Source organism: Deltaproteobacteria bacterium, assembly GCA_020848745.1.
Taxonomy (GTDB): Bacteria; Desulfobacterota; Binatia; order UTPRO1; family UTPRO1; genus UTPRO1.
The window spans coordinates 1-24,010 of the sequence record JADLHM010000089.1 but is presented as its reverse complement, the minus strand read 5'-3'; the positions used below and the strand labels follow the sequence as shown (position 1 = coordinate 24,010).

At 71.2% G+C, this 24,010-nt stretch carries 23 protein-coding genes; 12 read left to right on the top strand and 11 right to left on the bottom strand.

The annotated features are described in order from the left end of the window. Positions 1-26: 26 nt before the first annotated feature. The 4 genes from IT293_12865 to pabB form a co-directional block, all read right to left on the bottom strand. Positions 27-1,952, bottom strand: coding sequence for a GMC family oxidoreductase (locus tag IT293_12865; protein MCC6765544.1), 1,926 nt, complete (start codon positions 1,950-1,952; stop codon positions 27-29). A 57-nt stretch (positions 1,953-2,009) separates the two neighbouring features. Beyond that, on the bottom strand, positions 2,010-3,239 hold the full coding sequence (locus IT293_12860) for a sulfatase-like hydrolase/transferase (GenBank protein MCC6765543.1): 1,230 nt from the start codon (positions 3,237-3,239) through the stop codon (positions 2,010-2,012). Between the two features lie 133 nt (positions 3,240-3,372). Beyond that, positions 3,373-4,281: an aminotransferase class IV gene (locus IT293_12855; GenBank protein ID MCC6765542.1), complete on the bottom strand. Its 909-nt coding sequence runs from the start codon at positions 4,279-4,281 to the stop codon at positions 3,373-3,375. Further along, positions 4,278-5,687, bottom strand: a complete 1,410-nt coding sequence (gene pabB / locus IT293_12850; protein ID MCC6765541.1) for an aminodeoxychorismate synthase component I — start codon at positions 5,685-5,687, stop codon at positions 4,278-4,280. The genes IT293_12855 and pabB overlap by 4 nt, the downstream gene beginning before the upstream one ends. A gap of 78 nt (positions 5,688-5,765) precedes the next feature. On the opposite strand from pabB, the gene IT293_12845 reads away from it, so the two are divergent. Together IT293_12845 and IT293_12840 are read left to right on the top strand one after the other, a co-directional pair. Beyond that, on the top strand, positions 5,766-6,668 hold the full coding sequence (locus IT293_12845; protein MCC6765540.1) for a serine protease: 903 nt from the start codon (positions 5,766-5,768) through the stop codon (positions 6,666-6,668). Further along, positions 6,665-8,401, top strand: coding sequence for a hypothetical protein (locus IT293_12840; protein ID MCC6765539.1), 1,737 nt, complete (start codon positions 6,665-6,667; stop codon positions 8,399-8,401). The genes IT293_12845 and IT293_12840 overlap by 4 nt, the downstream gene beginning before the upstream one ends. On the opposite strand, the gene IT293_12835 is transcribed toward IT293_12840, so the two are convergent. After that, a complete protein-coding gene (locus IT293_12835; protein ID MCC6765538.1) occupies positions 8,334-8,996 on the bottom strand; it encodes a TetR family transcriptional regulator in 663 nt (220 codons plus the stop codon). The two genes, IT293_12840 and IT293_12835, sit on opposite strands and share 68 nt — an antisense overlap. Before the next feature lie 149 nt (positions 8,997-9,145). Here IT293_12835 and IT293_12830 point away from each other — a divergent pair, with 149 nt between their 5' ends. Genes IT293_12830 through ung form a run of 6 tightly spaced genes read left to right on the top strand, consistent with a single transcriptional unit; the run spans position 9,146 to position 15,311 of the window. Further along, positions 9,146-12,139: a molybdopterin-dependent oxidoreductase gene (locus tag IT293_12830; GenBank protein ID MCC6765537.1), complete on the top strand. Its 2,994-nt coding sequence runs from the start codon at positions 9,146-9,148 to the stop codon at positions 12,137-12,139. 41 nt (positions 12,140-12,180) lie between these two features. Then, on the top strand, positions 12,181-13,176 hold the full coding sequence (locus IT293_12825; protein ID MCC6765536.1) for a respiratory nitrate reductase subunit beta: 996 nt from the start codon (positions 12,181-12,183) through the stop codon (positions 13,174-13,176). After that, complete coding sequence (locus tag IT293_12820; protein ID MCC6765535.1) at positions 13,176-13,727, top strand: hypothetical protein; 552 nt, start codon at positions 13,176-13,178, stop codon at positions 13,725-13,727. Before IT293_12825 ends, IT293_12820 begins: the two co-directional genes overlap by 1 nt. Then, positions 13,709-14,203, top strand: a complete 495-nt coding sequence (locus tag IT293_12815; GenBank protein MCC6765534.1) for a hypothetical protein — start codon at positions 13,709-13,711, stop codon at positions 14,201-14,203. The genes IT293_12820 and IT293_12815 overlap by 19 nt, the downstream gene beginning before the upstream one ends. 36 nt (positions 14,204-14,239) lie before the next feature. Beyond that, the gene (locus tag IT293_12810; GenBank protein MCC6765533.1) at positions 14,240-14,614 is read left to right on the top strand and encodes a 2Fe-2S iron-sulfur cluster binding domain-containing protein; all 375 of its coding nucleotides are present in this window, start codon (positions 14,240-14,242) and stop codon (positions 14,612-14,614) included. Positions 14,615-14,630: 16 nt separating this feature from the next. Continuing rightward, complete coding sequence (gene ung, locus IT293_12805) at positions 14,631-15,311, top strand: uracil-DNA glycosylase (protein ID MCC6765532.1); 681 nt, start codon at positions 14,631-14,633, stop codon at positions 15,309-15,311. A 78-nt stretch (positions 15,312-15,389) separates the two neighbouring features. Here the strand turns inward: ung and IT293_12800 are convergent, their stop codons facing one another. Together IT293_12800 and IT293_12795 are read right to left on the bottom strand one after the other, a co-directional pair. Then, complete coding sequence (locus IT293_12800) at positions 15,390-15,806, bottom strand: type II toxin-antitoxin system VapC family toxin (GenBank protein MCC6765531.1); 417 nt, start codon at positions 15,804-15,806, stop codon at positions 15,390-15,392. Then, entirely contained in the window at positions 15,806-16,036 is a 231-nt protein-coding gene (locus IT293_12795; GenBank protein MCC6765530.1) for a hypothetical protein, read from the bottom strand. The genes IT293_12800 and IT293_12795 overlap by 1 nt, the downstream gene beginning before the upstream one ends. A 207-nt stretch (positions 16,037-16,243) precedes the next feature. On the opposite strand from IT293_12795, the gene IT293_12790 reads away from it, so the two are divergent. Next, entirely contained in the window at positions 16,244-16,981 is a 738-nt protein-coding gene (locus tag IT293_12790; protein MCC6765529.1) for an FAD-dependent oxidoreductase, read from the top strand. Between the two features lie 78 nt (positions 16,982-17,059). On the opposite strand, the gene IT293_12785 is transcribed toward IT293_12790, so the two are convergent. From IT293_12785 to IT293_12770, 4 genes are all read right to left on the bottom strand, one after another. Further along, entirely contained in the window at positions 17,060-17,752 is a 693-nt protein-coding gene (locus IT293_12785; protein MCC6765528.1) for a M48 family metallopeptidase, read from the bottom strand. Between the two features lie 179 nt (positions 17,753-17,931). Next, positions 17,932-18,300, bottom strand: coding sequence for a nuclear transport factor 2 family protein (locus tag IT293_12780; GenBank protein MCC6765527.1), 369 nt, complete (start codon positions 18,298-18,300; stop codon positions 17,932-17,934). Positions 18,301-18,333: 33 nt separating this feature from the next. Beyond that, a complete protein-coding gene (locus IT293_12775; GenBank protein ID MCC6765526.1) occupies positions 18,334-19,434 on the bottom strand; it encodes a DUF2855 family protein in 1,101 nt (366 codons plus the stop codon). A gap of 10 nt (positions 19,435-19,444) precedes the next feature. Next, entirely contained in the window at positions 19,445-20,509 is a 1,065-nt protein-coding gene (locus IT293_12770; GenBank protein ID MCC6765525.1) for a PA0069 family radical SAM protein, read from the bottom strand. A 253-nt stretch (positions 20,510-20,762) separates the two neighbouring features. Between IT293_12770 and rpoD the strand changes: the two genes are divergently transcribed. From rpoD to IT293_12755, 3 genes are all read left to right on the top strand, one after another. After that, positions 20,763-22,574: an RNA polymerase sigma factor RpoD gene (gene rpoD, locus IT293_12765; protein MCC6765524.1), complete on the top strand. Its 1,812-nt coding sequence runs from the start codon at positions 20,763-20,765 to the stop codon at positions 22,572-22,574. A gap of 61 nt (positions 22,575-22,635) precedes the next feature. Further along, a complete protein-coding gene (locus tag IT293_12760; protein MCC6765523.1) occupies positions 22,636-23,454 on the top strand; it encodes a sulfurtransferase in 819 nt (272 codons plus the stop codon). Between the two features lie 89 nt (positions 23,455-23,543). Further along, positions 23,544-24,010, top strand: a 467-nt coding sequence (locus tag IT293_12755) for a proline--tRNA ligase (protein ID MCC6765522.1), incomplete at its 3' end; no start/stop codon positions are given.

Here is a 24,010-nt window from a genome sequence, read left to right as displayed (position 1 = left end):
TCTCCGGTCGATGCGTACCCGTAGGTTCAGGCCGACAGTTTCTCCGCGAGCATCCGTGCCGCGCGCGTCGCCATCGCCATGATGGTGACTTGCGGGTTGGCGCCGAGTGAACCCGGAACCGACGAACCGTCCATGACGTAAAGCCCTTCCGTGTTCCAGACCTGGTGGGCATTGTCGCACACGCCCCGGTCCTCGCGCGCGGCAATCCGCGCGGTGCCCAGCGGGTGGTAGGCGGTGACGAGGAAATGCCGCGGCTTCGGTTTCGTGGCCCAGAACGCCTCCAGGTCCGCCACGCTCTTGAACATTGTCAGGCGCGAAAGCCCCGGAAAGCAGACCTCGCGCGCCCCGGCGGCAAAATACATGCGGGCGAGCGTGTCGAGGCCGCGCTTGAATTTCGTGAAGTCGGCATCGTTCATGTGGTAGGTGATCAAGGGCAGGTCACGCGAGAGGCCGCGACGCACTTTCCCGCGCGAGGTGTCTTTCACCATGAGGCCGAAATACGCGGTTTGCTGGTAGCGCTCGGTGAACCGCACGAAGTCGTCAGCCTGCAACGGGCTCAACAGTCCGTGGCCGACGAACGGAAGGGTGCCGCCTTCGAACATCAGGCCTTCGTCCTTCCAGTCATAGACGCCGTAGCCCTGTGGAATCGTCGTCGAATTGCCGAGCGTGCGGCCGGGAAACCATGCCGTGACGACCCCGGCGGGATGGATCGAGAGGTTGTTGCCGAGCCAGGCATTCTTCACGCCGTTCGCGCGCAGGAAGTTCGGCGTCAGCAGTGTGCCCATGCCGACCACGGTGGCGCGGGCTTTCACGGTGAGCGTGATGGGGGTGCCCTCGGCATTGCGGCCATGCGCCACGATGCCGGTGACGGTCTGGTCTTTCCTGATCAGTTCGTCCGCCCGGAAGCCGGTAAACAGGAACGTGCCGCGTTCGAGTGCGCGCGGCACGAAACTGATGTTGGTCGACTGCTTGGCATCGGTCGGGCAGCCGAACTGGCAGAGCCCCTGACCATCGCATCCCTCGGCGTTGCGTTGCAACGGACGCATGTCCTTCATGCCGATGCGTTTCGCGCCCTCGGCGATCACCTTGCCGATCTCGCCGACGTATTGCGGATCGGCCGGTTGCACCTTGAGCACTTCTTCGACCAGCTCGAAATACGGTGCGAGGTTCTCCGGCGTGAAATCGGCGAGCCCCGCTTCGCGCCATTCGGCGAGCGTGGCTTCCGGTGTCCGCAGGCAGGTTCCGGAGTTGATCGTCGTCGTGCCGCCCACGCTTCGGCCGATGGGGATGGCGATGAAGGTGTTGCCGATGGCGATGGTCGAGCCGAAGGCGCGATACAGCTTCGGGATGACTTCGGTGAGCTTGCCGTTGAAATCGCGACGATCGTAATACTTGCCTTCCTCGATCATCACCACCGCAAGGCCGTGGCTGGCCAGTTCGTATGCCGCGGCCGCACCGCCGGCGCCGGTGCCGATGACGACGACGTCGCACTCGATTTCTTCATCGCCGGCGGCCTGCTCCGCAAGGGAAACCTGCGTGCGCCAGCGTGCGTCGTCGAGGAGTGCCGATACGCGCACGCCGTTGCGCGTTTGCATGCGCGCCATATTTGTTTCATCGAGCAGGTAAGCCGTGCGGAAAGGAGCCGAAACGGCGCGCAGCAGATTGCCGCCGAGCAGGCCGCCGGCCTTGGCGCGCAGGAATGCGCTGCGGTCGGCACGTGTGGCAGCGGAAAACGAACGCCCGTGGCCGGCGAAATGGCGCAACTCCAGCCACCACAGAAGACCGGTGATTGCGCGCCGCACCGGAGCGTTGCCGGCGAGCGACGCCTCGACGGAGGACAGCAGCGCCGCCGCATCCGGTGCCGGCAACTGTTCGCCCGCCGGGAATGCTGCTTCGACGAGCCGCTCGGCGATCACGCGGGTCCTGCCGGTAAACACGAGTTCTTCAGGCATCATCGCACGATCCGTGACAGTGGGTTTGCAACCGACAGGCGGCGGAGGGCGCCGCGCTCAGTGCGGCGCCGCTCTCCAGCGCGCCCGGGCGTTCGCGGCATTCCAACGATCCCAGGCGTCGCGGAGCCCGCGCACGACGTCCGGGTGCTCGGCCGCGAGGTCGGTCCACTCGCCGGGGTCGCGCGCGAGGTCGTAGAGTCGCGCGTCCGAGAGGCCGCTGCCGCCCTCGACGGCGCGATCGTAGCGGACGAGCTTCCAGTCGCCGCGGCGGATCGCCATCTGCCGGCCGAACCGCCAGTAGAGCGCTTCATGCGGCGGTGAGAGCTTCGTCCCGCCGGCGGCGAGATGCGCCAGCAGGTCCACGCCGTCGAGCCGCGCGGCGGGCGGCGCCGGGATTCCCGCGGCCGCGAGCACGGTCGGCACCAGGTCGAGCTGGATGACGGGCGGCGCGAATACCGCGCCCTTCGGCAGCCGCGCCGGCCAGCGCACGAAGAAGGGTACGCGGATCCCGCCTTCGAGCAGCGTCCGCTTGGAGCCCCGGAAGGGCGCGTTGGAGGCGCCGTTCTGCGAGTTGCCGGGCATCGTCCAGCCGCCGTTGTCGCTGAGAAAGACGAGGAGGGTCTCGTCGAGGATCCGCGCGTCCCGCAGCGCCGCGACGAGGCGGCCGATCGCCAGGTCCATGCCGGCGAGCGTCGCGACGTAGGCCCGGCGCTTCGGGTCTGCGATCGCGCCGAAACGCGCGAGCAGCGCCGGGTCGGGCTCGGGCGGTCCGTGGACCGCGTTGAAGGCGACGAGCAGGAAGAACGGCCGCGCGCGGTGGCGGGCGACGAAGGCGATCGCTTCGCGCGCGATCGCGTCGGTGAGGTGCTCGGTCTGGGCGACGCTCTCGATGCCGCGCAGGAGCGGCTCGCGGCCGGGGAGGTAGGGGTGCGTGCCGGCCAGGAAGCCGAAGAACTCGTCGAAGCCGCGGCGCAGCGGATGGACCTGCGGCGCGAGGCCGAGATGCCACTTGCCGACGAGCCCGGTGGCGTAGCCGGCCGCCTTCATGCGGTCGGCGAGCGTCGTCTCGTCGAGTGGGAGACCGAAGCCGGCGGCGTGCGGGCCGAGGTTGAACTCGTGGCCGAAGCGCTCCTGGTAGCGGCCGGTGAGGAGGCCGGCGCGGGCGGGCGAGCACTGCGGGCCGCTGACGTAGCCGTTCGCGAAGCGGACGCCCTCGGCAGCGATGGCGTCGAGATTCGGCGTCGGGACGTCGGTCGCGCCGTGCACGCCGACGTCGCCCCAGCCCATGTCGTCCGCGATCACGACGACGACGTTCGGCGGTGCGGCATGGGCGCACGGGCAGATCGCGAGCGCCGCCGCGAGCCCGGCGAGCGCGAGGTGAGACCCGAGGCGGCGTGCGGCGTTCACGCAGCCGGTCCTCTCAGCGGCGCCGTCGCGTCGCGCGTGCGACGCGACGAGCCGCGAGCGTGCGCGCGACGTGCCGGCGGTACTCGTCCTGCAGCCGGCGGGTGATCGGTCCCGGCGTTCCGTTCCCGATCCGCACGGTCTCGATCCGCACCACCGGCAGCACCTCGATCGTCGAGGCGGTGAGCAGCACTTCGTCGGCGGCGAGGAGCGCGCGGCGCGTGAGCGGGCGCTCGACGAGCGGGATGCCGGCGCGCTTCGCGAGCGTCGTCAGCGCGTGGCGCGTGACCCCGGGGAGGATGCCGTGCAGCGGTGGCGTCACGAGCCGTCCGCGCGTGACGGCGAAGACGTTGCTGGTCGTGCCTTCCAAGACGGTGTCGTCGGCGCCGAGATAGACGGCCTCCCATGCGCCGCGCCGGCGCGCGATCATCTTGCCGAGCACGGCCGGGAGGTAGTGCAGTGTCTTGTGGCTCGGGAGCGTCGCCGTGACCAGGCGGAAGGGAAAGAAACAGATGGTCACGCCGCGCGCCTGCGCCACGGGAATTCGCGGATCGACCGGCGTCGCGAGCATCATCACGGTCGGCTTCGGGCGCGGCGGGGGCACGATGCCGAACGGGCCCGCGCCGCGCGAGACGGTGAGCCGGACGGCGGCGTCGGTCGCGAGGAGATCGTTGGCGCGGAGCACGCGCCGCACGCGCGGCTCCCAGTGCGCGAGCGATCCGTCGAACGGGATGCGGAACACGCGCGCCGAGCGCGCCAGCCGGCGGAGGTGGCGGGCGAGGCCGCAGGGCCGACCGCGGTAGGTGCGGACGGTCTCGAAGAGGCCATCGCCGTAGACGAAGCCGCGATCGAGCGCCGAGATCGTCGCGCGCCGCGCTGGGACGAGCCGGTCGTTCAGGAGCAGGACGAGGTCGCGTCCGCTCATCGCGACGCCCGCCGCGTCGCGGCGGCGGTGTCGTCCGCGTCGGCGATGCCGAGCGCGCGGAAGAACGCCGCGGCCTTGAGGTGGAGCTCGGCATACTCGCGCTCGGCGCGCGAGTCGGCGACGATGCCGCCCCCGGCGTGGTACGCGAGCGTCTCGCCGCGTGCGACGGCGGTGCGGATGGCGACGTTCAGGTCACAGTCGCCGCTCGCGTCGATCCACCCGACGGCACCGGTGTAGAAGCCGCGCGGCGCGCCCTCGATCTCGGCGATGATCTCCATGGCGCGGATCTTCGGCGCACCGGTGATGGAGCCGCTCGGGAAGGTCGCGCGCAGGAGATCGCTCGTCGCGACCGCCGGCCGGAGCCGTCCGCTCACCGTCGAGACCAGGTGCTGCACCGTCGCGAACGGCACGCCGGCGGCGAGGCGCTCGACGGCGACGCTGCCGGTCCGGCACACGCGCCCGAGATCGTTGCGCTCGAGGTCGACGATCATCACGTGCTCGGCGCGCTCTTTCGGGTCGCGCGCGAGGTCGGCGGCGAGCGCGGCGTCGCCGGCCGCCGTGGCGCCGCGCGGCCGGGTCCCTTTGATGGGGCACGTCGTGACGCGCTCGCCGCGGCGGCGAAGGAAGAGCTCGGGCGACCCCGACAACACGCGCTCGACGCCGAGATCGAGGTACGCGCCGAACGGCACGGACTGCGTCGCGCGCAGGCGCTCGTACACGTCGACGGGCGGCGCGGGAAGGCGGATCGTGAAGCGGTCGGTCAGATTCACCTGATAGACGTCGCCCGCCGCGATATACTCGCGGATGCGCGCGACGCGCGCGGCGTACGCGTCGGCGTCGCGGCCGGCGACGACGGCGGAGGCGTGCGTCGGGAGGACCGCCGGACGCGCGCTCCGCGCGGCGTCGCGCGCCGCGTCGCGGATCTCCTCGGCGACCGCCGCGAGCGCGCGCGCGTCGAGATGCCAGCTCGCGAGCCGCCAGCGTCGCGCCCGATGGTCGTACGAGAGCGCCCAGTCGTACACGCCGCCCGCGAGCCGGGGCGCGTCGACGGCTTCGCCCGGCGCCGGGGCCGCGCGCTCGATCGCGTGGCGTGCTTCGTACGCGAGCGCGGCGACGACGCCGCCGGCGAACGGCACCCTCTGCGGTCCGAGCGTCGCGCGCCGGCGCGCCGCCGCGCGGCGCTCGGGAGCGACCTCCGCGAGCCGCGCATCGAGGGTCGCGAGCGGCGCCTCGGCCGCGTCGGCGGCCGTCACGCGGAATTGCATCCGCGGACGGAAACCCATACACGACAACCACTCCTCTCCCCAGGGCTGTCCGGCGTCGATGAAGAAAGGCCGCTCCTTGCTGGCGAGCACGCGAAAGAGCGACCACGGTTCGCAACCGAGCGGGAGCTCGCGGACGTGCATGGCCGGTTCCGTCATAAAGACCGGGATCGGCCTCCGCAAGGCGGCGCGCGCGCCGGCGCGCTCGAGGCGTTGCGTCGCATGAATGCCTCCGTCCGACTGCTCGAGCGCACGCTCCCGGCGACGGTGCACCTGCGGGCGACGGTGCCCGACGCGCACCGGTCGGCGAGCGTACTCGGCACCGAGCGCTCCGGCAGCGGGGCGGTGATCGACAAGGGCGGCCTCATCGTCACGGCCAACTACGTCGTCCTCGGCGCGAACGCCGTGCACGTCACGACGTTCGACGGGCGGGAGGCTCCGGCCGAGGTCGTGGCGCAGGACTTCGCCTCGGGCATCGCGCTCGTGCAGGCGTCGGGCGACGACTTCCAGGCGCTGCCGCTCGCCGACGGGTCCGGGCCGCTCGCGGTCGGCGACGAGATCTTCATCGTCGCGAGCATCGGCGACGCCGGGCGGCGCGCGAGCTCGGGCGGCATCACCGCCCTCGAGCACTTCGACGCCAACTGGGAGTACGCGCTCGAGCGCGCGATCTTCGCGTCGGCCATGAATCCCGGCCTCGGCGGTGGTCCGCTGATCGACCGGCGCGGCCGCATCGCCGGCGTGGTCTCGCTCAACATGAGCGAGATCGGCCGCTTCTCGCTGGCGATCCCGATCGAACACTACGTCGCGCACCGCGACGAGCTGCTGCGGCACGGTCGCCGTACCACCCGGCCGTCGCGCGCCTGGCTCGGGATGTTCTGCTACCTCCTGCGCGGCCACGTCGTGGTCGCGGGGCTCCTGGACGGCGGGCCGGCCGCCGCCGCCGGGCTCGCGCCGGGCGACATGGTGCTCGCCGTCGGCGATCACGCGGTGCGATCGCGCCGCGAGCTCTACGAGCGTCTGTGGGACCACCGGGCGGGCGACGAGGTGTTCTTGCGCGTGTTCCGCGACGACGCCCCGCGCACCGTCGTCGTCCCGAGCGTCAACGTGGAGGAGTTCTTCGCATGAAGCCCCGCATGCGGGTCGGCGACTTCCTGGTCGCCTACCTCCAGAAGATCGGCGTCACGCACCTCTTCGGCATCCCCGGCGACCTCGTCATCAACTTGTTCTTCAAGTTCGGACGGCCGCGCGGTATGCGCATCGTGACGCTGTCGCACGAGCCGGGCGTCGGCTTCGCCGCCGACGGCTACGCGCGCGCGACCGGCCGCATCGGCGTCGTCTGCGTCACGTACGGCGCGGGCGGATTCAACATGGTGAACCCCGTCGCGGGCTCGTTCTCGGAGCGCGTGCCGATCCTCGTCGTGAGCGGCGGTCCGGGCGAGGAGGAGCGCAAGCTCGGCCAGCTGATCCACCATCAGGCGAAGGAGATCGAGTCGCAATACAAGGTCTACGACGAGATCACGTGCGCCGCCGCGATCCTCGACGATCCCCGTCGGGTCGCGGACGAGATCGATCGCGTCGTGCGCGCGATCTGGCGCGAGCAGCGTCCCGGCTACCTCGAGATCCACCGCGACATGGTCGATCGCGTGATCGAGGTGCCCGACGCGATCCGCGCCTGGGACGGCGGCCTCGAGTTCGCGCGCTCCGACGAGCGCAAGACCGCGGAGGCCGCGCGCGAGACGGCGACGCGCTTCAACGGCGCCAGGAAGCCCGTCGTGATCGTCGGCATCGAAACCTTCCGCTACAAGCTGCAGCGCGAGGTCGTGAAGCTGGTCGGGCGCATGGGCGCGCCCTGCATGACGACCGTGCTCGGCAAGGGCGCTTTTCCGATGGACCACCCCCTCGCGATGGGCGTGCACATCGGGCCCCTCAGCCCGCCGCCGATCCGCCGCCGGGTCGACGAGGCGGACCTCGTGCTCAACCTCGGGACGCTCCTCACGGACATGAACCTCGGGAGCCAGCCGCCGCAGATCACCCGCGACCGCTCCATCTGGGCGGTCGGCAACCGCGTCAACGTCAGCTGCCACACCTATACCGACGTCGGCATCCGCGACTTCGTACGCGCGCTCCGGCGCGAGCGCCTGCGCCGCCATCACGAGCCGGTGGCGTACGCCGACAACCTGAAGCCGGCGCGCGGACCCCTCGGCCGGGCGGTCACCGTCGCCGGCATGCTGCGCGAGGTGAACCGCTTCCTCGCGGGCAAGCGTGGCTGGGCCGTCATCGCCGAGTCCGGCGACATGCTCTTCGCCGGCCTCGACGTCCGCATCGGCCGGGGCGGCGCGTATCTCGCGCAGGGGTACTACGCGTCGATGGGCTTCGGCGTGCCGGGCGCGCTCGGGCTCGAGATCGGCACCGGCAAGCGGCCGATCGTGCTCTGCGGCGACGGCGCGTTCCAGATGACGGGCGTCGAGATCGCGCAAGCGCCGCGCTACGGCCTGCGCCCGATCGTGATTCTCATGAACAACGGCGGGTGGGGCATCTTCCGGCCGATCGCGGAGCGCGAGGACCTCCTCGCGATTCCGAACTGGCCCTATGCCGAGCTCGCGCGGGCGTGGGGCGGCGCCGGCTACGTCGCGTCGACCGTCGCCGAGCTCCGCGACGCCCTCGCCGACGCCGAGCGCGCCGACGGCTTCGCGATCATCGAGACCCGCGTCGACCCGTACGACCTCTCGCCGGTGAGCCGGAAGTACATCGAGGCGTCGGCGCGGAAGGCGGGGGTCCGACGCGTGCCGCTCACGCGCGCGGCGCGCGGACGCGACGCGACCCGACGGCGCGCAGGTCGCGCTCCAGCCGCGCGTTGAGCTGCGCGTGGGCGCGGTCGAGCGGGGTGCCGACCGGGTCGATCAACCACTGCAACGTGAGGCCGAAGAGCGCGCCGCAGAACTGGATCGCCTCGGCGTGGGGATCGACGTCGCGCCGCACCACGCCGTCGGCGATGCCGCGCTCGATCATGCGCTGGGCCCAGTCGCGATAGCCGAGGAGCTGGCGGATGGCGGCGTCCTTCATGGGCGAGTGCACGATGAGCGACTGAAACGACAGCACGAAGAGGGCGCGCACCCGCTCGGGCTCGCCCTCGGCGAGCTCGCGGTGGGCGGCGACGAAGGCGATCAACGCGTCGACGCCGGTCCGGCGCCCGACCCGCCGCTCGACGGTCGCCATGAACTCGCTCGTGACCGAGCGGAGCACCTCCGCGAAGAGGTCGGCCTTGGAGCCGAAGTGGTGGGTCGCGAGGCCGCGGCTGTAACCGGCGGCCTCGCCGATCGCCGCCAGGGTCGCGGCTTCGTAGCCCTGCTCGCCCATCATCCGCAGGGCGGCCGAGACCATGCGCCCGACGGCCAGATCGCTGCGCTCCCGGTGGCTGAGGGGCTCGCGGCGGCGGGCCCTGGGGGTGGCCATGGACGGGATGCTAGCGAAATCGGTTGTCGCCGACAAGGAATTGCGCGTATAGGTCACTTGTACATGGTGAGTTGCCGATGCAATTGGCTTGTCGGCAACAAGTAGATGTTCGATGGGTCACCGTGACGCATCGAAAAGGAGCAGGAGCCGTGACACGCGACGTCAACGACCGCTTCGATCCGGTGCTCCGTCGGCGCGATTTCCTCCGCCTCGCGGCGCTCGCGACCGCCGCTGCGTCCGCGGGGTGCTCCCTGCTCGTCCGCGCCGGGGCGCCGCTCGCCGCCGGGTCCGGGCGTCGGCCCCCGAAGCTCGGGACCTGGGAGGATCTCTATCGCGAGCGGTGGAGCTGGGACGCGGTCAAGAAGGGCTCGCACGGCTGGCTCAACTGTCGCAGCGCCTGCAACTGGGATCTCTACGTCAAGGACGGCCTGGTCGTCCGCGAGGAGCAGTCCGCGAACTACGAGGCGTCCGAGCCGGGCGTACCCGACTTCAATCCGCGCGGCTGCCAGAAGGGCGCCTGCTACACCGAGGTGATGTACGGCCCGAGCCGGCTGACCGTCCCGCTGAAACGGGTCGGCGAGCGCGGCGCCGGGAAGTGGGAGCGCGTCTCGTGGGAGCAGGCGCTCGACGAGATCGCCGCCACGATCGTGACGATCGCGGAGCGCGACGGCACCGACGCCGTCGTCCACGACCTCGGCCCGCACTTCGACCAGGGACCGACGACGGCCGTGCGCGCCCGCTTCTTCGGCTTCTTCGGCGCGTCGATGATGGACGATTGGGCGGAGATCGGCGACCTGAACGTCGGCGCCACGATGACGTTCGGGTTTCCCCACATGGGCGGGAGCGCCGACGAGTGGTTCCTGTCCGACCATCTCGTCGTGTGGATGATGAACCCGGCGGTCACGCAGATCCCCGACGCGCATTTCCTCTTCGAGGCGAAGTATGCGGGCGCCGATCTCGTCGTGATCGACCCGCAGTACTCCGCCACGGCGAGCCACGCCGATCTCTGGCTGCCGCTCCGGCCCGGCACGGACGCGGCGCTGGCGCTGGCGACCGCGCGCTACGTCTGGGACGGCGGCCACGTCGACCACGATTACGTCCGCGAGCAGACCGATCTGCCGATGCTCGTGCGCCTCGACACGGGACGCTTCCTGCGCGAGTCGGACCTGAAGGCGGGCGGCAATCCCGAGATCCTGTACCTGTGGGATCTCGCGGCCGGCCGGGCGGCGGTCGCGCCCGGCTGCGCCGGCAATGCCGCCGACGGCAAGCTCGCGCTCGGACGGCTGGAGCCCGCGCTCGAAGGGCGGTTCACCGTCACCGTCGCCGACGGCGCGGAGGTCGGCGTCGCGCCGGTCGGCGCGCTCCTCCGCGAGCACCTGGAGCCCTGGACGCTCGACGAAGCCGCGCGGGTGACGGGCCTGTCGCGCGTCCAGGTCGAGCGCTTCGCCGACGGCTTCGCCCGCGCCAAGCGTCCGATGGTGCTCTCGAGCTGGGGCTCGAATCGCTACCTCCACTCGGACCACATGAACCGCGCCAAGATCCTCTGCCTGGCGCTCAAGGGCGCGGTGGGCCGGCGCGGCAGCGGCTTCCACAACACCGGATGGGTCGGGATGGAAGGGTTCGACGGCGTGATGGCCGGCGTCGAGCGCACCGGGCTGCGCGGACGCTTCGAGATCTTCGACCTGGTGGAGAAGGGCATCCTCTTCGACCTGGTGCTCGACCAGGTGATGCGCCGCAAGAGCAAGGCGCAGGTCGAATGGGAGCTCGGGCGCCACGTCGAGGAGCGGAACGCCTGCATCGCCAACTCGGCGTCCATGAACCTCGCGTACCAAGGCGTGCGCGGGGACCTCGACCGCGAGCTCCACGGGCTCTACCCGCGCAGCCTCAGCGAGTACGACGACGAATCCCGCAAGCAGGGGTGGATGCCGCGGCTGCCGCGCAACGTACCGCCGCGCGCGTGGTTCACCGGCGGCAACAATTTCCTCCGCCGCACCAATCTCCCGCAGCGCGCGATCGAGACGATGTGGCCGGCGCTCGAGCTGATCGTCGACGTGAACCCGAAGCTCACCTTCACGGGCATGCACGCGGACTACCTGCTGCCGGCCGCGGGCTACTACGAGAAGCCCGGCTTCAAGTACCCGGTCGCCTACGTGCCCTACCTCCACTACTGCGACGAGGCGGTCCGCCCGATCGGGGACTCCAAGAACGAGTGGGAGATCTTTTCCCTGCTGGCCGAGCGCGTGCAGGCCGTCGCCCGGGCGCGCCGCACGCCGATCCTCGCGGGCTGCGGCAAGCGTCCGATCGACCTGCAGCGGATCGCCGACAAGCTCTCGTACCACGGCGTCTTCGGACCCCGTGACGCGGCCAAGGTCGCGCAGGAGATCCTCGACAAGAGCACGTCGACCAAGGGCATGTCGGTCGAGCGCCTGAAGGAAACCGGCATCGCCAAGTACACCGGGACGGGCGCCACCGGCGGCCAGCCCCAGCTCTTCAACGAGGACTGGACGGGAGACGGGGTGCTGCGGGCGGCGACGCTCTTCACGGAGAAGAAGTGGCGGTGGCCGACGCTGACCGGGCGCCAGCAGTTCTACATCGACCACGCGTGGTTCCTGGAGGCGGGCGAGGCGCTGCCGACCCACATCGAAAGCCCGAAAGCCGGCGGCGACCATCCGTTCCAGCTCGTCTCGTGCCACGCGCGCTGGAGCATCCACAGCGTGTGGCGCGACGATCCGATGCTGCTGCGCCTGCAGCGCGGCGAGCCGCTGATCTACCTGAACCCCGGCGACGCGGCCCGCCTGCGCGTCGCCGACGGGGATTGGACCGAGCTTGCCAACGACTACGGCTCGATGCTGATGCGGGCGAAGCACTCGACCATGGTCCGCCCCGGCGTCGCCTACTACTTCCACGCCTGGGAGCCGCACCAGTTCCCGGGCCACAAGAGCTACAAGCAGATCACCCCGGGGCTCATGAACCCCATGCACTTCGCCGGAGACGCGGGGCAGCTCACGTGGCGCTTCGGGGTGTGGGCGCCCGGGACGCACGTGCAGGACACGCGCGTGTCGATCCGACGCGGCAATCTCGACGCGTGGCTCGCGCGCGCGGAGAAGGAACAGGCGGCGGCCACGAAGGAGTCGGCGTCATGACGATGGCAACGGCGGGGGTCGCCGGCGGGCGTCAGCTCGCCATGGTGCTCGATCTGAACAAGTGTCTCGGCTGTCAGACCTGTACGATCGCGTGCAAGAAGCTCTGGAACCGAGACGCCGGCACCGCCTACGCGTACTGGAACAGCGTCGAGACGCAGCCGGGAGAGGGCTATCCGCGGCGCTGGGAGGAGACGGGCGGCCGCACGGCCACCGGCGAGGTGAAGCGTGGCGAGGTTCCGGGAATCGACGAAGGCTACGGACGCGCGTGGACGTTCAATCACCAGCAGGTGCGCACGGAGATCGGCAGCGGCGTGCGGAAGCCCTGGCTCCGCCCGGACGCGCCGCCGACGTGGGGTCCCAACTGGGATGAGGACCATGGCGCCGGCGAGCATCCCGGCACCAACCACTACTTCTACTTGCCGCGCCTCTGTAACCACTGCACGCACCCGGCCTGCCTGGACGCCTGCCCGCGTCGGGCCATCAGCAAGCGCGGCGAGGACGGCATCGTGCTCGTCGACCAGGACCGCTGCCACGGCTACCGCTTCTGCGTCGAGGCCTGTCCCTACAAGAAGGTCTTCTTCGATCCCGAGCGCGGTGTCGCGACCAAGTGCATCTTCTGTCTGCCGCGGATCGAGGAAGGCGTCGCACCGGCGTGCGCCCGTCAGTGTCCGGGACGGCTGCGCTTCGTCGGCTACCTCGACGATCCCGAGGGGCCGATCTGGAAGCTCGTCGAGCGGTGGAAGGTCGCGCTGCCGCTCCATCCCGAGTACGGGCTCGGCCCGAACGTGTTCTACGTGCCGCCGGTCGGTCCCGTCGCGTTCGACGGGGCGGGGCGCCTCGTCGAGGACGAGCCGCGGATTCCGGACGCGCTGCTCGAGCGCCTCTTCGGTCCGCGCGTGCACGAGGCGCTCCGGGTCGTGCGGGACGAGCGCGCCCGGCGGCGGCGCGGCGAGGCGAGCGAGCTCATGGATCTCCTGATCGCGTACGACTGGAACGCGAGCTTTCGCCTGCCGACCGGCACGCGCGAGGTGCTGTGATGACGACCCGCACGAGCCTCGTCCTGAGCGCCGCGCCGCCGGCGCTCTCTCCGGGCGGCTACGTGGCCCGCGCGTACGCCGACCATGTGACGCCGACGACCGCGCAGGCCGAGTTGGCGACGAGCAGCGAGGCCGGAACGTGGACGATCGCGCTCTCCTGGCACGCGCCGCGCGCCGTCCGCGCGCTCGACGGCGATCCCGCGCGCTTCGTCGACGCCGCCGCGCTGCTGGTCCCGGCCACCGAGGCGGCGCAAGCGATGACGATGGGCACGCCGGCCGATCCCGTCGAGGGCGTTCTCTGGCGCGCCGACGCCGAGCGTCCGCTGCGCATCGCGGCGCGGGGGTGGGGTACGGTCGAGCGCCAGGCGGCGCCCCCGCAGTGGACCGCCGAGGCGCGGTGGAAGGACGGATTCTGGTACGTGACGTTCCGCCTCGGCGGGTGGACGGTGCTCGATCGCTTCCGGCGGCTCGCCGTGGCGGTGTGGCAGGGCGCCGCGCGGGAGCGCGCCGGGTTGAAGTCGGTGACCCCGCAATGGATCCGGCTGTCCTGAGCGACCGGGCGGTGGCGCTGCTCACGGCGTGGGCGCGCGTCTGGAATCCCCTCCTCGCGCGCGACGAGAAGCGCGCCAGCTGGGACGCGCTCGGCCTGCCGGAATCCGTGGACGCGCTCGAGCCCGAGTGCTGGCGCGTCTTCCACGCCGCGCTTCCGGCGCCGCCGGTGCCGCTCCTGGCGCACGCGCTCCTCGGGATGGACGGCGCCCAGGCGCGCGAGGATTGGCTGCGCGCGATCCACCACCTGCGGCTGGCCTGGAGCGATCGCGTGTTGCCGCCCGACCACCTGGCGATCGCGTGCGAGGTACTGGCCGCCGCGGTCGAGAACGACGATGCCGTGCTCGTGCGCGAGCTCCGCGCGCGCTACCTCGATCCGTGGTGCGCCGCGGCCGCCGAGCGTCTCGCCGGTGACGACTCGCCGGTCGCGATGCTGCCGGCGTGCTTTCGGGCGGACCTCGCGACGATTCCGCGCTGACGCCCGGGCGTGCCTGGTCGCGCACGGCCGGTGGTGATGGTAGGACCGGAGCCCTTGCCGAAGATCCGCATCATCTACGAATCGGGCGAGCCCGAGCGGGTGATCGAGTTCGAGGGCTCGGGGCCGTTCCATCACGACGGCGAGCCGGGCTCGATCCTCGACGTCCTGCTCGGCCACGGCGTCCACCTCGAGCACGCCTGCGGCGGGAAGTGCGCCTGCACGACCTGCCACGTCATCGTGAAGGAAGGCGAGCGGAATCTCTCGCCGAGCACCGAGAAGGAGGAGGACGAGCTCGACAACGCGCCCGGCCTCACCATGCACTCGCGTCTCGGCTGCCAGGCGATCGTCAAGGGCGACATCACGATCGTGATTCCGAAGTACACGATCAACCAGGTGTCGGGCAGCCACTAGCCCGGAGCCCGTTCACGTGCAGGTCGCGTTGCCGCCGTCGTGGCGCGAGGCCCTCGCCGACGAGCTCGACGCGGAGTGGTTTCGCGCGCTCGGTCGGTTCGTCGACGCCGCGCGCGCGGCGGGTCCGGTGTTTCCGCCCGAGCCCGACGTGTTCAACGCGTTCGCGGCGACGCCGCTCGACGCCGTGAAGGCCGTGCTGCTCGGCCAGGACCCGTATCACGACGCGGGGCAGGCGCACGGCCTCTGTTTCTCGGTGCGGGCCGGCGTCGCGCCGCCGCCCTCGCTGGTGAACGTCTACAAGGAGCTCGCGGCCGACGTGCCGGGCTTCGTCCGGCCGGCGCACGGACACCTGGCCGCCTGGGCGCGCCGGGGCGTGCTGCTCCTGAACACCGTCCTGACCGTCGAGGCGCATCGCGCGGGCTCGCACGCGCGCCGCGGCTGGGAGCGCTTCACGGACGCGGCGCTCGCCGCGGTGAGCGCGCGCCGCGAGCATGTCGTCTTCCTCCTCTGGGGCAACCACGCGCGCAAGAAGGCGGCGCTCGTCGATCGCGCCCGCCACACCGTGATCGAGACGGCGCACCCGTCGCCGCTCTCGTACCGTGCGTTCGCGGGGTCGCGGCCGTTCTCGCGCGCCAACGCGGCGCTCGTCGCGCACGGGCAGACGCCGATCGACTGGCGGCTTTCACTGCGGCCGTGAGCGTCGTTGCCGCGCCGCTTCGGCGAAGCCGCGAGTGAGCAAGGAGCGAACGAAGCCGCGGTTCGTGACGCGTGCGGCTCAGCCCTGACACACCGCCTTGGAGATGTTGAGCCGTTTGACGCGCCGATGGGCCTGGGCATCGGCCGTGAGCCAGCAGCCTCCGGTGAGCTTGGCGCTCGCGGCGTACACGGCGTCGTAACCCGTCAGACGATGGGCGCACGCGAGATCGGCGGCGCATGCCAGCAACTCGCGACCATTGCCGATGCGCTCGAATCCGAGGTCTTGCAGCGCCTCCATATACGAGCGGACGACGGCGACGTCCTTGTCGGAGAGGCGCGCCAACACGGCCAACATTTCATTGAAGAAGAGCTCGGGAACGGCGAATGCGTGGCGCGCATGATGAACCTGGTCGAGTATGTCGAGCGCTTCGGCACGGCCGCCTTCACCGGGCACGAACCATTTGACTGCTACCGAGGCGTCGAGCACCACGAGCATCAGCCGCGCCGTGCGTCGCGGAGCAACTCTGACGCGGTGCGGCCCTTCGGGGGTCGCAGCGTGGCTGCCTTGATGCGTTCGACCATCTCGGTCCGGCGGCGGTCCGCCTCGACGTCGACGAATCGAGTTCGGTAATCCTCCAGCGAGATGATCACGGCGGCGGGCTTGCGGTCCTTCTCGAGAAGGATCGGACGCCCGGTCTTGGCCAGACGTTTGAGGACGTTCCCCAAGGACTGTCGGAGCTGCAGTGCATTCACGGTTTCCATGACACCTGCATGACACATGGGTATGCACGTTTCAATCGGCAGTCGCCGTGGGCCGCCGCCGGGCGGCGGATGCGTGCGTACGGACCGGCCTCGCCGCCACCCGGCGCGAAGCGCATGGGTCGACGCCCTGCATGTCGCAGCCAGCGAAGCGAGCGTGATAGCTTCCCGCGGATGAGCGAGAACACGACGCGGCCGGTCCACCGTGCCACGCTGACCCGTATCCACGAGCACCTGCCGGGCACGCGCTCGCTCTTCCTGCGCTTGCCGGCGGGGGAGCGGCTCGCGTTCACACCGGGGCAATTCGTGTCGTGCGAGCTGCCGGTCCGGGGGCACGGCGGCGACGATCCGCCGCTCGTGCGCGCCTACTCGCTGGCGTCGAGCCCCGAGGACGACGAGCTCGAGATCTGCGTCGACCGCGTCGCCGGCGGCCCCGGCTCGACCTACCTCTTCGGGCTCGCGTCCGGCGCGGAAGTCGCCTTCACGGGACCCTTCGGCAGCTTCGCGCTCGCCGAGCCGCCGCCGGCGCATCTCGTCTTCGTGGGGGAGGGCACGGGCGTGGCGCCGCTCCGGCCGATGGTGCGCCGCGCGCTCGAGCGCGGCGGCACGCGGCCGATCACCGTACTCCACGGCGCGCGCTACGAGCACGAGTTCATCTACCGCGACGACTTCGAATCGTGGGCCGCCCGTCATGCGCGCCTGGAATGGGAGCCCGTGCTGTTCACGACCGAGGCGGAGCTCGGTTCGATCGACGCGCTCGAAGGCCTCGTGCTCGAACGCTTCGTGCGCCACGACGCCGACCGCACCCGTCGCTTCTGGATCTGCGGGGTCGGTGCGATGCCGGGACGGCTGCGCGACGCGCTCCGGGCCGCCGGCTACGAGCGGAAGGCGGTGCGCGCCGAGCAGTGGTGAGGCCGCGAGGGGGGCGCTCCGGACGAGCCTCCGGCGCCGACCGCGACGCGCGCCTTACCGACGTCACGGGCGCCGCGCTCAGCGCCGGCCGACGAGCGGCCGCACCCGCTCCGCGTACACCTCGAGATCGCGGATGCGTTGCTCGGTCGACGGGTGGGTCGAGAGGAACGCGGGCGGGCTGCCGCCGCCGACGCGCGCCATCTTCCGCCACACGGTCACCGCGCCCCCCGGGTCGTACCCGGCGCGGGCGGCAAGCTCGACGCCGATGCGGTCGGCCTCGGTCTCGTGCAGGCGCGAGTTCGGGAGCGTGAAGGTCACGTCGGCGACGAGCGCGCCGAGGCTCGCGCCGGTCTGGCCGACGCCGAGCACGGCGGCGCCGATCGCGACCGCCGTGCTGGTCGCGAGCTGTTGCGAGACGCGCTCGCGCCCGTGCTCGCGGAGCGCGTGGGCGATCTCGTGTCCGAGGATGGCGGCGAGCTCGTCGTCGGTGAGCTCGAGCTTCTGGACGAGCCCGCTGTACACGCCGATCTTGCCGCCCGGCATGCAGAACGCGTTCAGCTGGCTCGAGGTGAAGACGTTCACTTCCCAGGGCCAGCCGGGCGCATCGTTGCGGAAGTGGCGCGTCGGCGGGATCAACCGACCCGTGACGCGGCGGACGCGCGCCGCGAGCGCGGGGTCGCCGTTGAGCGCCGCCTTTTCGCGCGCCCGCGCGACGAGCGCGGCGTATTGTTGCGCGGCGACGCCGTCGATCTGCGCGGACGAGACCAGCATCGACTGGCGCCGCTCGACGCCGACCGCGCCGGGCCGGGTGGTCGCGACCGACGCGCACCCGGCGGCGGCGAACGCGATCAGGGCGAGGAGCGCGCGCGCGATCCGGCGTTCCGGCCGGATCGCGCCGCGCGGCGGCCGCCGCGCGATCGCGCCGCCGGGCCATCGCGGTGGGCGTGCGCTCACCCGAGCTGCGAGGTGAACTGCTGCATGTCGAAGTAGTCCCGCCAGGCGCGGATCCTGCCGTTCGGGGTCACTTCGAAGGCGCCCATGACCGGCAGCTCGATCCGCTTGTCGCCGATCACGAAGCGGTCGACGCGCTCGGTCAGGACGGTCGCGCCGGTCGTGGCCATCGCCGTGACCTCGAACTCGACGTGCGTCGCGGGCGTGATGAACTGCGCGAGCGTGCCGGCGATCGCGTCCCGACCGGTGAGCGGGGCGAGCGGGATGTTGTGGTAGACCGCGTCGTCGGTGAAGAACGCGAGGAGCGCGTCGACGTCGCGGCGCGTGACGGCGCGGCAGAACTCGAGGACCACGGACTCGGGCGTCATGGACGGCGTCATACGACGATCGCCGCGACGGTGCTAGAGCGCGAGCACATGGCCTTCGGCCGGGTCCGTGCGGCCGTCGAGCATCGCCCGGTAGACGCGCTCGACGTCGGCGGGACCCCGCCCGTGCCGGACGCGCATCCAGCGCTCGGAGTCCGCGACGAAGCGCTTCAGCGCGCCGCCGAGACGATCCTGGAGGCCGGTTGCGCCCCAGTCGCGCGTGCGCTGCACGATACGGTCGGGCGCGAAGAAGAACGCCGGCGCCGGGCCCGGAAGGTTCGCCGGCGGCAACGCCATCCGGTCGTGGTGCGTGAGCCCGACCGAGCAGCTGTAGCGGAGCCGGTCGCCGCAGCGGCGGTGGACGGCGTCGCGCACGGCGCCGTTGCCGGCCATGTCGACGAACACGGTCGGCTCGTCCGCCGCGAGCCCGTCGAGCGCGTCGTAGGCGACGACGCGGTCGTAGTGGCCGAGCCCGCCGACGAAGGCGGCATTGCCGGCCGAGGTGAGGCCGACGACCCGGTAGGCGCGGTCGGCTCGTCCGGCGAGGAGCGCCGCCAGGCCGATCGCCGTCTTGCTCGACGCGCTCGAGAGCGCGATCGCGCGCGCGCCGAAGAACCCCTCTTCGGCGAGGAGGTCGTCGAGCAGGAAGGCCGTGCCGAAGAGCGGCCGGAGCAGCATGTAGCCGTTCTCGCGCGCCGGGTCGTAGGCGGGGTCGGCGCTCACGCGGAGGTAGCGATTGTAGACGGGCGGCAGCGCCGTCCGGTGCGGCGCCACGTCCGTGAAGCCGTCCTCGCGTACCTGGTCGGTGCGCACGACCAGGTGGGTCGACATCGGGAAGTAGCCGTAGAAGCGCTCGCCGACGGAGGCGCCCGGATGACGCGACTCGACCACGCTCGCGCAGCCCCAGACCGGCACGCGGCCCCAGCCGTCGGTTGCGGGGAAGAACTCCCAGTAGCGGAACATCTCACCGATCGCGGCGTAGGTGACGTTGTTGGCGGTGAAGCCGAAGGCGTCGATCGCGAGCAGCGCCTCGCCGTCGCCGAGCCGCGGCAGCACGGCGGGCGCGAACGACGTGCGGTGAAGGTCGCCGCGCCGGACGAGGAAGTCCCGGGCCTCGCAAGCGGGTGTCGTGGCCATGCGCGACGCTCTACAGGAGGCGCATCTGGTCGCCAACCAAGGGCGGACGGCGGAAGGCGGCCGTCGAGAGCGGCGGCAGCGGACGGTCGAGGCCGTGCTTGCGAGCGGCGACCGCGAAGAGCGTCGCGATCTGCTCGGCGTAGACGCCAGTGCCGCGCATACGGCGTCCGAAGCGCGCGTCCGAGACGCGGCCCTCCCGGGTCTCGCGGATGCGGTTCAGCACGCGCGTACGACGAGCGGGATAGTGCTCGGCGAGCCAGACGGTGAAGAGCTCGTCGAGGGGCGTCGCGAGGCGCAGCAGCACCCAGCCGGCGCTCCGCGCGCCGGCGGCGGCCGCGGCTTCGAGGATGCGCGGGATCTCGGCGTCGTTCAGGCCGGGGATCACCGGCGCCACCATGACGCCGACCGGCACCCCGGCCGCCGTGAGCGCGCGGATCGCGTCGAGCCGCCGCTCCGGGCTGGCGGCGCGCGGCTCGAGGCGGCGGACGAGCTCGGCGTCGAGCGTCGTGATCGAGCACAGGACGTGGGCAGCCCCGTGCGCGGCGAGCGCCGCGTAGAGGTCGGCGTCGCGCGCGACGAGCGCCGACTTCGTGACGACGGCGACCGGATTGCGGAACTCGAGAAATACCTCGACGCAGCGGCGCGTGAGGCGCAAGCGCCGCTCGACCGGCTGATAGCAGTCGGTGTTGCCCGAGAGCGCGACGACCTCGGGATGCCAGCGGCGCGAGCGGAAGGTCGCGCGCAGCAGCGCGGGCGCGTCGTCCTTCACCATGATGCGCCGCTCGAAGTCGAGCCCGGCGCTGAAGCCGAGGTGCTCGTGGGAAGGCCGCGCGTAGCAATAGGTACAGCCGTGCTCGCAGCCCCGGTACGGGTTCAGGCTGAAGCGGAAGCCGACGTCGGGGCTCGTGTTCTCGGCGAGTATCGAGCGGCTGGTGTCGCGATAGAACCGGGTCGGCTCGGATCCGCGCCCGTCCGCGTCGTCGTCGGCCCGAGCGGCCTCGTCGCGTTCGACGTGGAGGGTCTCGTAGCGGTTGGCGGGATTGCGCGAGGTGCCGCGGCCGGACGGGTCAGACATTCGCCTCGTATTCGCCTTCGTGTGGCCGCGCGCAAGAGGGCGTGGATGTCCCGCGCCCGAGCGGCCCTTTTCCTTCGGTAGATCAAAAGTTTGTATTGACTTCGCGGGCTTCGGAATTTAGACTCGCGATTCGAACCGTGTCTTTTGCTCCCGCCAGCAGCAGCTACGGCTGCACTGTGCCGACCCATGACAGGCGCACGCGGCTCCCGCGGCGCCACGTCCATGCACCCGTCATCGGAGAACGTTCTCGGCGATGAAGAGCATATCCCGACCCAAGAAGGACAAGGCCGCGAGCGACGCCGACAACTCGAAGGGCTCGAAGTTCAATCGAGTCGTCGACATCGGCCGCGAGCGCAAGTACGTGCCGGCCGGAGAGCGTGAGCAGTTCGGCGGCGATTCCGGAGCGTCCGAGGAGATCGGCGGCGTGATCTCGATGCTCGGCGACGCCGACGGCGACGGTGAGATCGCCGTCGAGGCCGCCGAGGACAGCCCGTTCTCCGAGGCGGAAGAGGAAAAGGACGAAGAGTGGGTGCCCGAGGTCCCCGAGGAGAAGGAGGAGCGGGAAGACCGCTCGTCGCTCCTGCGCGACTCTTCGGACCCGGTGCGCATGTATCTCCAGGAGATGGGCGGCGTCGCCCTGCTCTCCCGCGAGGACGAGGTCGTCATTGCCAAGAGCATCGAGGCGGGCGAGCTCGAGGTGCGCAAGGCCGTCTTCTCCTTGCCGCTTGCGCTCCAGTACGTGCTGAACCTCGCTGATCGCCTGCGTGACGGAGAGATCGACGGCCGGCACCTCTTCGGCGACGACGAGGAAGAGGCGGCCAACGCGGAAGGCGCCACCGAGCAGCGCGAGGACGCGCGCGTCGGCGCCTTCTTGAAGCACATCTCCCGGCTCCGCCGGCTCGTGAACGAGCGCGAGAAGCTCGTCGAAGATCGCGGCAAGAAGAAGACCTCGCAGAAGGCGGCGCTGAAGATCGATCAGCGGCTCGAGGCGATCAAGCCGAGCATCCACTCCGTGCTCTCCGAGGTGCCGCTCGGGGCACGCCAGGTCACCGTGATCGTCGACAAGTTGAAGGAGGCGATCGGGACGCTCGACGCGCAGCGCACGGCGATCCGCAAGAACGAGCCCGAGCCGCCGAAGAAGGAAGCCGCGCCGGTCAAGGGGAAGGCGAAGCCTGCCCGGCCGACCGCGCCCCGCAAGTCGGCCGAGCAGCTCGCGCAAATGGCCGCCGAGGTGCGCGAGGCGAAGAAGCGCATCAAGACGGTGGAGCGCGAGACGCAGATGACGGAGCAGGAGCTCCGCGAGTCGTTCGGCGCGATCCGCCGGGGCGAGTACAAGGCGCAGGAAGGCAAGCGCCAGCTCATCGAGGCGAACCTCCGCCTCGTGGTCTCGATCGCCAAGCGCTACACCAACCGCGGCCTCGGTTTCCTCGACCTCATCCAGGAAGGCAACATCGGCCTCATGCGCGCGGTCGAGAAGTTCGAGTACCAGCGCGGCTACAAGTTCTCGACCTACGCGACGTGGTGGATCCGCCAGTCGGTTTCGCGCGCGATCGCCGACCAGGCCCGCACCATCCGCATCCCGGTGCACATGATCGAGACGATCAACAAGGTGCTCCGCACCTCGCGCTACCTCGTGCAGCAGCTCGGACGGGAGCCCAGCCCCGACGAGATCGCGGCGCAGATGGAGATGCCGCCCGACAAGATCCGCAAGGTGCTCAAGATCGTGAAGGAGCCGGTCTCCCTCGAGACGCCGATCGGCGACGACGAGGAGAGCTCGCTCGGCGATTTCGTCGAGGACCGCCAGAGCATCTCGCCGGCCGACGCGGCGATGGCGCTCTCGCTCGAGGAGCAGACCCGCAAGGTGCTCGCGACGCTCACGCCGCGCGAGGAGCAGATCCTGCGCCTGCGCTTCGGTATCGGCGAGAAATCGGACTACACGCTCGAAGAGGTGGGCCAGCGCTTCCAGGTGACGCGCGAGCGCATCCGCCAGATCGAGGCGAAGGCGCTCCGCAAGCTCCGCAACCCGTCGCGCGCGAAGAACCTCGAGAACTTCGCGCACAGCTGAGCGCGGCCGGCGCGGTCACGCTCGGATGGCTTCCGCGGATGCCCGGCGGTAGAAGCGTCGGGTGACCTCGTTGCTGATCACGCCGGCCGAACTCGCCGAACGGATCGCGCAGCGGGCCGTCCGCGTGCTCGACGCGCGGCCCGCGTCGCGGTTCGCCGCGGGGCACGTGCCGGGCGCGCTGCACCTCGATCCCTTCGGCATAAGCCTGATCGACACCCGCCCGGCGCCGCTCAAGGCCTTCGAGTGGATCATGCAGCACCTGCTCGAGCTGCGCGGGGTCGTGCGCGACGAGCCGGTGGCCGTCTACGAGGACGACTCCGGCATGCGCGCGGCGCGGCTGGTATGGCTGCTCGCGTTCTTCGGCCATCCGGACGCGCGCCTCCTCGACGGCGGCTTCGGGCAGTGGAGCGCCGAGCGCCGGCCGAGCGAGCGCGAGGCGTTCGCCGAGCCGAGCACGGCGTCCACGTTGATCCTCGAGCGCCGCCCCGAGGTGATGGCGACCGTCGAGGACGTGCTCCGCGCGCTCGACGATCCGCAGGTGGCGATCGTCGACGCGCGCTCGCGCGCCGAGTACACGGGTGCGGTCGTACGCGCCGCGCGCGGCGGCGCGATCCCAGGCGCCGTCCACCTCGAGTACACCGCCAACCTGACGCCCGACGGCCGCTATCGCGCGCCGTCCGAGCTGCGCAGCATGTACGAGGCGCTCGGCGTTTCTCCCGACCGCGAGGTGATCACGTACTGCCAGGGCGGTTACCGCGCGGCGCAGAGCTGGATCGCGCTCCGCGAGGCCGGCTATCGCCGCGTGCGGTGCTACGTCGGGTCGTGGAACGAGTGGGGGAATCGCACCGATCTGCCCGTCGAGCGACCCCGCGCGACGTAGCGCCGAGCGCATCGTCGCGACGATTCTGCCCCGCGCGTCGACAGCGGCGACGAGGGTGCAATCGACGGTGGGCACGCTATAAGAGCCGGATGCGCCAATCCCAGACGTTGATCCCGACACTGCGCGACGTGCCCGCCGAGGCCGAGGTCGTGAGCCACAAGCTGATGCTGCGCGCCGGCATGATCCGCCAGGTCGCGCGCGGTATCTACGACTTCCTGCCGCTCGGCGTCCGCGTGCTGCGCAAGGTGGAGCGCATCGTTCGCGAGGAAATGGACCGCGCAGGCGCGCAGGAGGTGCTGCTGCCCGCGATCTGTCCGGCCGAGCTCTGGCAGGAGAGCGGGCGCTGGGAGAAGTACGGCCGCGAGCTCCTGCGCATGAAGGACCGCCACGACCGCGACTTCTGCTTCGGACCGACCCACGAAGAGGTCATCACCGACCTCGTGCGCCGCGACGTGCGCTCGTACCGCGAGCTGCCGATGAACCTCTACCAGATCCAGTCGAAGTTCCGGGACGAGGTGCGGCCGCGCTTCGGGCTCATGCGCGGGCGCGAGTTCAT